Source organism: Bacteroidota bacterium, from assembly GCA_034439655.1.
Classification (GTDB): Bacteria; Bacteroidota; Bacteroidia; order UKL13-3; family UKL13-3; genus CANJUD01.
The window spans coordinates 1-13,785 of the sequence record JAWXAU010000093.1 but is presented as its reverse complement, the minus strand read 5'-3'; the positions used below and the strand labels follow the sequence as shown (position 1 = coordinate 13,785).

The following is a 13,785-nucleotide window of genomic DNA, read 5'->3' as shown; positions in this document are numbered from 1 at the left end:
ATACCGCTGAATGGGTAAAAAACCAAAATATTTGCACACGAAACTATATTGATAAAATTCCATACAGAAATACTATTAGAAAAAAAATAGAAAGCTTAAACGATTATCCCAAATATTCATCACCCATAAAAGCAGGCGACAATTATATATTCTATAAAAATAATGGGTTACAAAATCAAAGTGTTATTTATATACAACAGAATTTGTATGGCGAACCCAAAATACTTATTGACCCCAATACATATTCTAAAGAAGGCACAACTGCGATAGGTCTTGCAGGAATTTCGAACGATAATTTATTTGCTGCTTTTACGGTTCAAAAAGCTGGTAGCGATTGGCAAGAAATTATTGTATATAATTTAACAACAAACAAACAAACAAGTGACAAACTGGAATGGGTAAAATTTAGCGGAGCTTCATGGTACAAAGATGGTTTTTTTTATAGCAGATATGACGCACCCAAAGCGGGCCATGAGTTTTCTTCTCAAAACCAAAACCATAAAATTTACTATCATACTTTGGGCAATACACAGGACAAAGACCAACTTATATATACTGACCCCGCCAATCCCTTACGGTATTTTGGTGCCGAAGTAACCGAAGATGAAAAGCACATGTTTATATCTATCTCAGAAGGTACTTATGGTACGGAATTATTATATAAGAATCTGGGCAGGGAGGAGAAAGAATTTAGAGTATTATTTAAAGGTTTTGACCATGAGTATGGTGTTATTGACAATATTAGCAACAAACTATTGGTGATATCAAACGAAGGAACACCCAATAAACAATTGGTCTTAGTGGACCCCAATAATCCACAAAAAGAGAATTGGAAAATTATTGTACCCGAGCAAAAAGAATTATTACAAAGTGCCAGTTATGTGGGCGGAAAAATAATAGTGACGTATTTAAAAAATTGTGTAACCAAGGTATATCAATATACTCCTGCTGGAGTTATGGAGAAGGAAATTACACTCCCTGGAAACGGCTCTGCATCTGGCTTTGGAGGCCATCGGAACGATGATTTTGTATTCTATACCTTTACCTCTTTCAACTACCCGCCTGTTATTTTTAAATATGATATTACTACAGGCAAATCTGCAAATTTCAGAGAGCTAAGTTTGCAATTCGACCCCGAAGATTATATAGTAGATCAAGTATTTTATCCGAGTAAAGATGGAACAAAAATCCCGATGTTCATCGTATATAAAAAGGGAATGAAATTAGAAGGGAAAAACCCTACTTTATTATATGCTTATGGAGGATTTAATATCAGCCTCACGCCTTCGTTTAGTGCCTCACGGATTGCTTTTTTAAATATGGGAGGCATTTACGTAATGGCTAATTTGCGTGGTGGTGGAGAGTATGGGGAAGAATGGCACAAAGCAGGAATGCTCGACAAAAAACAAAATGTATTCGATGATTTTTTTGCCGCTGCCGAATATCTAATCAAAAATAAATATACATCATCGCCTTATCTTGCTATTCAAGGCGGTTCGAATGGCGGCCTATTGGTAGGTGCTTGTATGACCCAAAGACCCGATTTATATAAAGTAGCTTTCCCCGCAGTCGGCGTTTTGGATATGTTGCGTTATCATAAGTTCACCGTGGGTTGGGGTTGGGCGGTAGAGTATGGTAGTAGCGATAAAAAAGAACAGTTTGATGTATTATATAAGTATTCGCCCTTACATAATTTGAAGAACAATACTGAATATCCTGCAACACTTGTTACCACTGGCGATCACGACGACCGTGTGGTGCCTGCTCATTCGTTCAAATATATTGCAGCTTTGCAAGAAGCACAAAAAAGTAAAAGCAAAAACCCTGTAATGATTCGTATAGAAACGAATGCCGGGCATGGTGCAGGAAAACCTATTAGCAAACAGCTTGATGAAATTGCAGATATTTATGCCTTCATGTTTTGGAATATGGCAATAAAAACAATTACTTTAAATTAAAAAATGATAAAAAAAATGACTATACGAATTATATTTTTTGCAACATTTATTATATTATATGTATCATCATGCAAAAAACAAACAGCCGCAGAATCTTTTAAAACCAGACTTTTAGGAACTTGGAATATCGACAAATGTACTTTTAAAAACATGTCTACTACCGCAACGGTAAACAATTATGGAACCTATACTTTTACTAAGGACGGTTCGGGCAGTTATATATATTCTACCAATCCAAGTGCAGTAAATAATTTTACGTGGAGCAATACAGATTCTACAATAACAACCGTAAGAAACAACCAAAGTACTGTTATAAATGTGGTATCAAACGAGACTACAAAACAGCAATGGAATACTTCGGCTAACAATGTTCAATATGATTATTCATTAACCAAAAAGTAAATTCAAACCACTTATACGGACTTAACCATTTATTATGCAAAATATAAAAAAACATTTTGAGGAGGCCGCCGATGTATTGAAAAACTTCATCGGTGATGACGCCAATTTTGCAAAATTGGAACAGGCAGGAAAGCTTATGGTTGATGCGATAAAAAATGGAAATAAGATAATCAGTTGCGGAAATGGTGGCAGTATGTGCGATGCGATGCATTTTGCCGAAGAATTAACAGGCCGTTACCGCAACGACCGCAAGGCTATTGCAGCTATATCTATTAGCGACCCCAGCCATATAAGTTGTGTGGCCAATGATTATGGCTATGAATATATATTCTCTCGATATATAGAAGCGGTTGCAAATGAAGGTGATGTTTTATTGGCAATTTCTACATCGGGCAATTCAAAAAATATATTAAAAGCAATAGAGGCTGCAAAAAATAAAAATATACCTATAGTAGGCTTAACGGGAAAAGACGGAGGGCAGATGGCCAGCCTTTGCGACGTGGAAATACGTTCACCACAAAGTGAATATGCCGATAGGGCACAAGAGATTCATATTAAATGTATACATTCGTTGATTGATTTTATAGAAGAAGGAGTAAAGGAGTAAGGAATAAAGGAGTAAGGAGGCTGACGCCTGTTGTTATATGTTCCTTCAATAGCCGAACGGCCCCTATTCCTTACCCCTTACTTCTTATTAGGTGATTTGATTACTTTATACCGAAACTCAATATATAATAGTCCAAAAGAAAGGGACTAATCCTCCCGCATCCCGATAATTATCGGGATTAAGCGGGGCTTTCGGGATTAGTTCGGCATTACCATTCTACAAACCAATCCGCCACAGGCCGAGAACTATTATAGTTTAAGAATTGGTATTATATATCGACTGGTCGAAGACAGACCCACTGCTATCGACATGCTGAATGATATGAATTGGCTTGACAGCCTAGATGGGCTTTGGCGAGATTATTATACTTGTTCGTTTCAGAAAGAAGATTCGGCCATAAATGATGATATACCTCTTGCAGCCTTATCTACTAAACTTGCTGAATGTACTAAACCCACATTAAAAAGTGATTCAAGTGGTAGTTATGCACCTTTAATGTCAAAATATATTGCCAGTACACCTGCAAGAAGCATAAAAAAGGAATTGAAAATCTAGCCCAATCCTACTGAAAAAGATATACAATTTAATTATACCTTAGAAAAGGATGCCATGGTACAAATCACCTTACTGGATATGGCGGGTCGACAATTATACCTAAAGACTATTAATGGACGTGAGGGTACAAGTATACTTAGTATATCGTTACCTGCACTGACTAATGGAATTTATATTTTTAAAGCAGAAATGAACGGGAAAAATTATATAGAGAAGGTTTGTATTAAACATTGATATTAGTTGCCTCATAAAAAAAAATAAAATTAAAAATACAAAATACAGAATAGTTGGCTATTTTTGTAACTCATAACGTTATGACCCGTATTTCAAAAACCAAGTGTAGCATGCAACGGGTCGCATGTGAAGCTTGAACAAAACAAAAAAGAAATGAAAAAATTAATGTTAATCGCTGCCCTAGTTGGTGGAATGGCATTTGCCCATGCCGACGATGGTAAGAAAAAAAGCAAAAAAGCCTGCACCACAAAAACTGGTGGAAAAGCTTGCTGCAAAGAAAAGAAAGCTTGCTGCAAAGGCAAAGCAGCTACCACAACAGCTACCACACCCGCAGCTACTCCTAAAAACTAATTTAGTTTTTTTGAGAAATCTCCTTCAAAGCCCGTTTGCAAATGCATGCGGGCTTTTTTATTATCTGATAATCAAGCATTAATTTTATTTTTTATAGGTGAAGGTATTTTTTATACTTTTGCTGCGTTTAAAAGCAACAATTACATCATATCTAAACAATTCATGTTCAAAAAATATTCAACCATTGGCTATCGTTTTATAGTAACTGTCTTATTAATTATTATTGGTTTTTATGCATCAGCTCAGGGTAATAAAAAATATCAAGGTTTATTGTGGGAGGTAAGCGGCAATGGTCTTAAGAAACCAAGCTATGTGTACGGCACCATGCATGTGAGTAGCAAAGTAGCCTTCCATTTAGATGATTCTTTTTTCTTAGCAATAGAGAACTGCGATGCTGTAGCACTCGAAATAAATGCCGATAGTTTTATGGCCGACCTCATGCGTAGCGAACGTATGGAAGGGCGAGGTGGATATGGAAAAATAGGAGCCGTAGCTGCGGAGGATTTTTTATTGTACGAAAAGAAAAGTGAGCTTTTGCACAAAGCACTTTCTTTAGACCAGAATGTAGTTAATTTCCTCATGTACCGCAGTAGCGGCTACCGCGACAATTTTGAAGAAGACACTTATTTAGATTTATATATATATAAGACTGGTAAAAAACTCAAAAAAATTCACTTAGGTGTAGAAAACTGGGAAGAAAGCGAACGCCTGATGAATGAAGCTGCAAAAGCTCGCAGTGATGAGCCTTACGACCCAAAACGTAGTCGGGCTGCTAACAAAATGGACATGGACAAAGAATTGGTTGATGCTTATCGTAAAGGAGATTTGGATATGTTGGACTCCATCAATCATATAGAAGACCCCGAAAGCTATTTGGAAAAAGCCATTTACCAACGCAACCGTAATATGGTTGCTGCCATGGATTCGATGTATAAATTGGGTAAATCACTTTTTACAGCGGTGGGTGCTGCCCACTTACCTGGAAAAAAAGGCGTACTCGAATATTTGCGAGATCGTGGTTATACCGTGAGATCGGTGAAGCATACAGAAAAGAACAGCAAGCGTAGAGACCAATTGGACAAAGTACACCACCCCCTTAATTTTATACAACAAACAGCTACCGATGGCATTTTTAAAGTAGAAGTGCCTGGTAGATTATTTGAAACAGGTATGCGGGGAAAGATGCAACTATATTTGTGTACCGACCTGGTGAACGGGGTTTATTTTGATATTTCTCGTGTAAAATTATATGCTCCATTTATTGGTAATAATCAAGATTTTGTGATGAAGCAAATAGATAGTTTATTATATGAAAATGTGCCGGGAAAAATTATAGAAATGAAAACCATCAAGAAAAATGGTTACCCAGGTTACGATATATTAAACCAAACAAAAAAAGGCGATTTCCAACGTTATAATATTATAGTAACGCCACTCGAGGTGATGATATTTAAAATGGCAGGCCCCGATGATTTTGTGAAAAACAAAGACGGCGATCATTTTTTCAATTCCATTGAGATTAAAGAAACTCCAGCAACCGCCTGGCAAGCATATAGTTCCAAAGAACATGGGTTCTCTGTAATGGTGCCTCATACCCCACTTAATAATGAAACCAGTGATGAGTACCGATATACAACTGGAAGACTTGATTATTTGGCAGTAGATAAAAGCACTGACAATGTTTATGTGATATTACAACATGGTTATAGCAATCTCAGTTATCTGGAAGAAGATACTTTTGAATTGAACCAGATGATGGATGGCTTTGCACAAACAGAAAATGTTAAAGAAATGCAACGAGAAATTATTAAACATAAAAATCAATATGCAGTAAAATCAAATTTTACGTTGAATAATAGAAAGGTAGAAGCATTGGCGGTTCTAAAAGGGTCTAGGTATTATATATTTGCCCAGTCTATACCCGAGGGAGGTAGTTTTGATAAGCGGTTTTTAGAAAGTATAGATTTTGTAAAACCGCAATTTAAGAAACTGGAAGAGTATAATGATACAGGCTTACATTTTACAGTGAAAACGCCCTACAAACCCAAAAAACCAGCAGAAAGTAGTTACTCCTATTATAACTCTTATAGCAGCCGTCAAGGGCCTCAAGAAAGTGAAACAAAAGTACAATTATTTACCCCTCCCGAAAGTGATGAAGCTATTCGTGTTGAGTATTATAGATATGGTAAATATATAAGTGCTATTGATACCGGATATTTTAGGCGTTTGGTGATAAATAATTTAAACGATTCGGATTTATATGTAGTTAAAAAAAGTGAAAAACACGAAAAAGATATACATACTTACGATATACTTTATGCTGATACAGCCACTGCCCGCCGCCACAAATACAAGTTTGTGCTTAAAGGATCGGTATTATACACCTTGCAATGTATGATAGACAGTACTGAGGGCGAAAGCGAATTTATTACTACCTTTTATAATACTTTCAAACCCGCTGATACCACTATTGGCAGACCTTTATTTGTGAGCAAAGCCGATACACTTATCAAAGACTTATTTAGTACTGATAGTGCTACAAAGTCGCAAGCGGTTGAGTCCATTAAAGATGTTTGGCTTACTGATAAATCATATAAACAATGGATGGGTGCTATTGATAGTTTCTATTTCACCAAAAATTACCTCGACCGCAAAGCCGATATGATAGAAGAGCTAGGGTATGGATGGCGTGGACGCAAGCGTGATACCATGGTGTTAGATTATCTTAAGAAAGAATATATAAAAGTGGGAGATACTACTACTTTACAATTAGCCATTCTCCGCAGCATGACGCGGTTTATGACACAGGAATCTTTCCGCACTATTAAAAATATATTGTTGAGCGAAGCTCCTATTCCGTCGGGGAGTTACGATTTGAAGGGAATATTCAACAATGCCGAGGATTCTTTTAGGTTGGCTCGTATCTGGTTCCCCGACCTAGCAAAACTGAATACCATAGAAGAATATAAATCGGGTATATATGATTTGATGTCGTGGTTGGTGGACAGCAACTATTTAAAACCCGCCGACTATGCAGCGTATAAGGTACAAATATACAATGATGCACGTATTACCTTGAAACGCCAGCAGGCCAAAGAAGAAGGAGGTTCATCGCACACCTCAGAATATGATGATGACTTGGTGAACTATACTTATTTATTATTGCCTTTTTATAGTGAGCCGCAAATAAAAAAATTAATAGACAAACAGTTTCAGAGCAAAAACAAGGAATTCAGGATGCGTATCGTGATAGCTATGATTAAATCAAAAGTAGCGGTGGCTGATAGTATTATAATGGAGATTGCTGATGATGACCAATTGCGTTATAAGCTATATCAACGAATGTCGAGGATTAAACGCTTGGATTTATTCCCTGCAAAATATAAAACACAAGAAGCCATTGCTCGTTCTATATTTATGAAAGAAGCGGTTAGCTCCTACAGTTATAGTGGAAGCAGCGAAAGCGAAGTAGACAAAAACAAGAAAGACAGCATCGTACTGTTGGACAGAAGACTCACCACTTTTAAACATAAAACTGGATATGTATACTACTATAAAGTTTTAAAGAAAAACGACGAGCACAAAGAATGGTATGTAGGAATTAGTGGTATGCAGCCCGAAGACACTTCAAAAATTTCTCTCGATGAAAAGCTTACTAGTTCTAATACAGAGCTGCTTGACGAATCTAAAAAGACGGAAGAGCAGTTCGAAGAACTATTATATGAAATGAGGTTGAAACGTCGTCGTGGCCGCTCAGATTACGGTTATTAATCATATATAAGGTATTGCTGTTTCACATAAATTGCTGTATGTGATAAATAAATATATAATATAGTACCATACAACTTTATTTACAAACTATGTCAATTCAAAATCAACCCAATGGCCAATATTTGCAGCGGCTCATTATGCTGTGCGGGTTGTTTTTTCTGGGATTATTTGTCTTTACTTTTTTAGCTGCTGCCGCTGCGGTAAAAATATATGGAGTGCCTTGTGAAATATATAATCTGTTCGATTATATAAAGAGTCATCCAAACGAAGCTCGAACTATCAATGCCCTTATTTTTACGCAAGTCATGAGTCAAATTACCGCAATGGCCGTTCCTTTTTTGGTAGTGATGCAAGTAACTTACCGAGACCAAATGTATAGTGAGACTGGCTTGCTTAAAGTACCCAAATTTATTATTATATTATTAGTGCTGGTGTTATTTGTAGCCACGCTTTATCCGCAGAATTACTTGGAGTATTTCAACAGTTTGTTGTTTGAAAGAAATAAAGAACAATCGGGGTTTATAACAGCAATGATAAAGGCTGACAATAGCAGTGAACTGCTTATCAATATTGCGTTTATGGCTTTACTGCCTGCATTGTGCGAAGAGTTTTTCTTCAGGGGAGGCGTTTATTTACTACTCAAAAAACTAACTAGTAGCGTTTGGCTGCCCGCCATTGTTTCGTCCCTGTTTTTTGCTATTACCCACGACCAACCAAGCCAGATTATTGTAATCTTTTTAATGGGATTGATGCTTGCTTTTGTATATGAACTTACAGGATCGCTTTGGGCCAATATATTATTGCATTTTTCAAATAATTTATTCTTCGTAATTGCCGATTATAATAAAATGGATTCTAGTTTTGATGTAGAATCTACCTATAATATTTTCATGTTCATATTCAGCGTAATAATAATAATAGGCGTATTTTGGTATTTGCATAAAGAAAAAAAGCGAACCATAACACTTCAGGATAACTCACTTTAAGAGTATCATTAATTTTAGCCCATCTATCGATGTTAAATCGATATACTATTTCGGACTAGAGTGAAAAAAGTATTTTTTTAGTAACGTAAACACCTTTTGGAAGGTTTATTACCATTTCTTAAACTATAATAGTTCTTCGCCTGCGGCGGATTAGCTTTTAGCATGGCAATGTCGAACTACAATATGCTTAGTCCCCCTTTTTTTGGCCTATTATATATTGAGTTTCGGTATTAAAAACGGTATCCCACGGTTAAGCCAAATCCAGTATTTTTATTGGCGATTTTACTATTGGGAGCATTGCTATAGTTTGGATTTATATTTACCAAACCCAACTGCGAATTAAATGTAAGTGTAACCTTACTGGTAAACTCATATCCGAAAAAAACATTTGCCCCAGCATCGAGATGCTTATAGTAGATAGTATTGTCTGGGTTGCTTTGATCGCCCAAGACTACTTTATTTGCAAACTGCAAATTGTAATTTCCATTATAGCCACCCGTATATTTAATTTTACCCATAATTCCATAACCAAAGTAAGGGCCGAATCCCAATAGAAAATGGCCTTTCCCAACCAAAGGTTTATATACTATATTAACAGGGATTTCTAAATAGCTTATATTAATATTTCTAACGATGGAAGCACCTCTATAAACCAGTTTTTCTGTAGCACCTTTACCAATATATTGCAAGCCTAGTTGTAGGTAAAAGTCGGGCCCCAAAGGAATTTCTTCATTCACACCGACATTAAATTTGGTTACTATCGAATTACTCAGCTTATCCCCATTGGCATCTTTTCCATTGATGTTTTGAAAATTTACGCCGCCGTATATTCCGAAGGAACTTTTTCCCATAACTGGTGTTCTTGTTTCCTGAGCCAATGCATTAAAGCTGAACAGGATTAAGGTCGAAAGTAGTATTTTTTGTATCATGGCAGTATAGTATTATATGTTAATTTATTTTTTTTCTGCTTCTTTTTTAGCATCCGATTGCATTTTAGCATTTGCTGTAATTAAAAACTCTACCCTTCTATTGGATGCTTTTCCTTCTTCGGTGTCATTGGTATAGTTTGGAACTGATTCACCATAAGGTTTTGTACTAATCCGATTGGATGCAATACCTTTCTGGCTTATATAATAACTCACAGCAGAAGCCCGTCTGCCTGATAGATCTAAATTATATTGATCGGTACCAACGTTGTCAGTATGGCCTTGTATTTCTATATTGGTTTCTGGGTAGTTGTTTAATACAGTAACCAATTTGGTGAGGTTTTCTTTGGCGGTTTCAGAAACATCTGATTTATCGAAAGCAAATAAAATTTTGCTGTTGAATTCTACTATAATTCCCTCTCCCACTCTATATACTTTTGCACCAGGAACGGTATTTTTTATTTCAGCGGCTTGTTTGTCCATTTTGGTACCAATTACTGCCCCTGTTACCCCGCCCACAGTGGCACCGATAATAGCACCTAGTGCGGTATTACCCGAAGCCCTGCCCACAATTCCACCTATTACTCCACCACTAGCTGTGCCTATGGCTGCTCCCTTTTGTGTTTTGTTGAGTGGCGTGCAACTGTTTCCAATTCCTATCATGCTTAATGTTAAGAGGCAAAAAATACTGTGTTTAATTGTACGTATCATATTATTGTTTTATTTATGCCGCAAGATTATGCAGAACCCAAAATATATTTGTTACACCTTTCAAGATTAAAATTACATAATTCACATTTTATACTTCTGTTAATCTGAAAATTTGCATTTAATAAAATAAAAATTTAGAAATTACGTTTTAATATCAAAGCTAAATTCTAATAACCATGGTACACAAAAAACTTATTTTTGTGCTGTTGTTTATTTATTTCAACATCACCAACGCCCAACTTACCGCTAACAAATTCCGTGTAAAGTTCAATGTTGACGAGTACTTGATTGATGCCGAAGACAAGCAAGTACTAGATGAAATTTTGAAAGATGCGAAAGGAGAAAAGTATTATGAACTCACACTTGAGGCTCATACCGACAATGATGCAAACGACACTTATAATATGAATCTATCGAGGCGAAGAGCACAATCGGTATATAGTTATTTGGTGGAGAATGGGATAAATGAAAAAATGATGGACATTAATTGGTACGGCGAACGTAAACCAGAAAACCAGAATCGCACTGAAGAAGGAAAAGCATATAATAGAAGAGTGGAAATTGAATTAAGGAAATATGTATTTGAGGAAATATCAGAGGTATTAAAAGCAGCGGGTGGCGATTATACGCAGTGCTTTTCATTAAACTCTATAAACGAAAATATCATTGTAGGTACAGAAGGTACAAAAATTACTATACCTCAGAATGCTTTTGAAACAAAGGGTGGTAAACCTATTTCAAACGAAAAAGTAGAAATAAAATTAGCGGAATTTCAAAAACCGATGGATGCTGTTTCAATAACCTTTCAACTGTATGCGAAGGAAAAATTTTAGAAAGTGGAGGAATGTTTAAGATAACTGCCAACTATAATGGTGAAGAGCTGAAAATAAGGGATGGTAAGGAGTTACTAGTTCGAATGCCATCGCAAAATATGAAAAATAATATGCGATTGTTTGTGGGTATTAAGCCCGATGCTAAAAAGGTAGAATGGAAAACTACCAATCGCTCATTTGGAGCCAAAACTGCTCACAGCATAATGATAGCTACCGACGGGCTAGATGTGACCTATTTAAAAACCTTGATTCTAAGACCCGATGAGACACCTCTGGCAGAATTTAATTACCAATACCTTATTCAGAAATTTCCTGCTAAACCAATTAAACCAAAAGTTCCAAGAAAAAATATAGTGTGCACGGAAGAAAGGTTCCGCACTAAATTTGAGAAAAAAACACTACCCTCCTATATCAAAAGGTGGTTGGTAAAAAAGGAGAATTCTAAACTAGAAAAGGAGTATAATTTAAGAGAGGAAAGATATGATATTAAATTGGCAAAATATGAAAAACGTATGGAACAATTTGTAAAAGATAGTTCCTTGTTTGGAGAAGATTATCTTAGATTCTATCGCTGGATTGATAGTGAAATCGCCAAGCATGAAGAATCAAATAAAAGGAATGAATTGGCCATTTTCAACAGTACTATAAGTTCTTTGATAAGGGCAAGTAATAAAAAGGAATTATCTATGCAAGGATTAGAAAAAGCAATTAGCTTCAATTCAGGAAACGATTATTATATATCAAAAGACATCTATCATCATCACATAATTGACATATTAAATTGGATTCGCTTTGCCGATAATAAAGCAATTAGCGAAATATGTATCAATAGGAAGCTTAAATATAATTCGCAAACAACTTCTTATAGCTACAGGAAATATAATTATGTTCTATATAGTAATCAAATTTGGCAAAACAGATTTGCACAAGATTTGGTTAAGAATGATGCACGTTTTGGGGCAATAGTCGCTGATTTTAAGATTAAAATTTTGGAGAAAAAAGCGGAATTGGGAATGTTAACTACAAACAATGTAGCCGCAATATACAGTACAAGTATTCCAGCAGTAGGTTATTATAATTGCGATAGATTTTCTAATACGCCCACCTATTCTTTGATTACAATCAAGGTCAACACCAAGCCAAATGCTTCAGTTTATTATTATATAAAAGGATTAAACAGTATGATTGTCGCTAATCAAGAAAAAGAAGGTAAATATTTTGCAAAAATACCATTAGGTACAGAACTAAGCGTGCTTGTGCTTGAGTTGAAGGAAGGAAATCCCATGTTTCAAAAAATTGATCAAAAGGTCACAAGCCAAAAAACAATTACTGCCGAAACAAAGCCTGTAAAATTAGCTACAATATATAAGGAATTAGCAGGCTTATAATACCGAAACTCAATATATAATAGTCCAAAAGAAAGGGACTAATCCCCCCGCATCCCGATAATTATCGGGGTTAAGCGGGGCATTCGGGATGTAGTTCGGCATTACCATTCTACAAACTAATCCGCCACAGGCGGAGAACTATTATAGGTTAAGAATTGGTATAAGATATCACGTCCCCAATCTTCTGCCCATGATTCCTGATACTTTTTCATATAATTGTAAAGGGGTCATGGTTCGCCAACCCAGTGTGTCAAGCTCTCCACCAAAGTTTATATAATAATCGATATTGGCTTGTTGGAATTCTTGTAATATATGTTCTCTAAAATTGATAGCAACTACCCATCCATTTTCCACATCCTGAAACCATTCTTCATAATAACAATCGTCGCTACTGTGGAAGTTCAAAACATTCTCGCCAATTAGTATATATTTATCTATTCCCACATCAATTAAGGGTTCTATCACTTCGCGTTTCAGCCACATAATATCATTGTTCACAGCATCGTTCCATTCTCCAATAAATTCTATCACCGCAAAACCTGTTTCGTAATCGGCCATCAATAGTTTCATATATAAAGTACTGGAGCCAAATTCATCCCACTGCGGGTGTATAAGATAATTATATATTTTATTGTGGTATTCAAACTCACTGTGCTCACGACCATAAAAAGGCGATTGTGCATCCGTTTCACTTTGGTAATATTGACGCCAGTTATAGTATGGTTCTATGTCGTGCATGGGCTGCAAAGATAATGTTAGGATATGGGATTCGGGATACAGGATTTTGGGTGCTGCCGCCAATGTATTGATATTGTTTTCATATTAAACTCCGTGCAACTCTGTGAAAGACGCTGTGTCCCTCTGTGGTTAAAAATTCTTTTACCACAGTGTTGCACAGAGTTTCATAGAGAAATTTATGATTCAACTTGCTCAACAATACTTGACCTTTACATAAAACATGCAACGTAACTACTCAGGTACAAAAAACTGGACAATTAAAAGCAGTTCGGGGATTACTTTTAATCTGTGCATTGAAATAATATCAGGAGGAAGTTGTTGATTT

12 protein-coding genes and 1 pseudogene are annotated in these 13,785 nt (G+C 36.0%); 10 read left to right on the top strand and 3 right to left on the bottom strand.

Going from position 1 to position 13,785, the window contains the following annotated elements:
* From SGJ10_06450 to SGJ10_06415, 8 genes and pseudogenes are all read left to right on the top strand, one after another.
* The coding region (locus SGJ10_06450) for a prolyl oligopeptidase family serine peptidase (GenBank protein MDZ4757765.1) at nt 1-1,958 on the top strand (1,958 nt) is incomplete at its 5' end.
* Nucleotides 1,959-1,961: 3 nt separating this feature from the next.
* The gene (locus SGJ10_06445; protein MDZ4757764.1) at nt 1,962-2,360 is read left to right on the top strand and encodes a hypothetical protein; all 399 of its coding nucleotides are present in this window, start codon (nt 1,962-1,964) and stop codon (nt 2,358-2,360) included.
* 34 nt (nt 2,361-2,394) lie between these two features.
* Nucleotides 2,395-2,967 (top strand): D-sedoheptulose 7-phosphate isomerase, encoded by a 573-nt coding sequence (gene lpcA / locus SGJ10_06440; protein ID MDZ4757763.1) that lies wholly within the window; start codon nt 2,395-2,397, stop codon nt 2,965-2,967.
* A gap of 321 nt (nt 2,968-3,288) precedes the next feature.
* Nucleotides 3,289-3,522 (top strand): hypothetical protein, encoded by a 234-nt coding sequence (locus SGJ10_06435; GenBank protein ID MDZ4757762.1) that lies wholly within the window; start codon nt 3,289-3,291, stop codon nt 3,520-3,522.
* 12 nt (nt 3,523-3,534) lie between these two features.
* Nucleotides 3,535-3,756 (top strand): annotated as a pseudogene (locus SGJ10_06430) (T9SS type A sorting domain-containing protein).
* Nucleotides 3,757-3,909: 153 nt separating this feature from the next.
* Nucleotides 3,910-4,107 (top strand): hypothetical protein, encoded by a 198-nt coding sequence (locus SGJ10_06425; protein ID MDZ4757761.1) that lies wholly within the window; start codon nt 3,910-3,912, stop codon nt 4,105-4,107.
* 162 nt (nt 4,108-4,269) lie between these two features.
* Entirely contained in the window at nt 4,270-7,878 is a 3,609-nt protein-coding gene (locus SGJ10_06420; GenBank protein MDZ4757760.1) for a TraB/GumN family protein, read from the top strand.
* 89 nt (nt 7,879-7,967) lie between these two features.
* Complete coding sequence (locus tag SGJ10_06415) at nt 7,968-8,864, top strand: type II CAAX endopeptidase family protein (protein ID MDZ4757759.1); 897 nt, start codon at nt 7,968-7,970, stop codon at nt 8,862-8,864.
* A gap of 230 nt (nt 8,865-9,094) precedes the next feature.
* On the opposite strand, the gene SGJ10_06410 is transcribed toward SGJ10_06415, so the two are convergent.
* Complete coding sequence (locus tag SGJ10_06410) at nt 9,095-9,793, bottom strand: outer membrane beta-barrel protein (protein ID MDZ4757758.1); 699 nt, start codon at nt 9,791-9,793, stop codon at nt 9,095-9,097.
* A gap of 24 nt (nt 9,794-9,817) precedes the next feature.
* Nucleotides 9,818-10,501, bottom strand: a complete 684-nt coding sequence (locus SGJ10_06405; protein MDZ4757757.1) for an OmpA family protein — start codon at nt 10,499-10,501, stop codon at nt 9,818-9,820.
* 176 nt (nt 10,502-10,677) lie between these two features.
* Here SGJ10_06405 and SGJ10_06400 point away from each other — a divergent pair, with 176 nt between their 5' ends.
* Complete coding sequence (locus SGJ10_06400; GenBank protein MDZ4757756.1) at nt 10,678-11,334, top strand: OmpA family protein; 657 nt, start codon at nt 10,678-10,680, stop codon at nt 11,332-11,334.
* An 11-nt stretch (nt 11,335-11,345) separates the two neighbouring features.
* A complete protein-coding gene (locus SGJ10_06395) occupies nt 11,346-12,722 on the top strand; it encodes a hypothetical protein (GenBank protein ID MDZ4757755.1) in 1,377 nt (458 codons plus the stop codon).
* 168 nt (nt 12,723-12,890) lie between these two features.
* Here the strand turns inward: SGJ10_06395 and SGJ10_06390 are convergent, their stop codons facing one another.
* Nucleotides 12,891-13,460: a hypothetical protein gene (locus tag SGJ10_06390; protein MDZ4757754.1), complete on the bottom strand. Its 570-nt coding sequence runs from the start codon at nt 13,458-13,460 to the stop codon at nt 12,891-12,893.
* Nucleotides 13,461-13,785 lie beyond the last annotated feature (325 nt).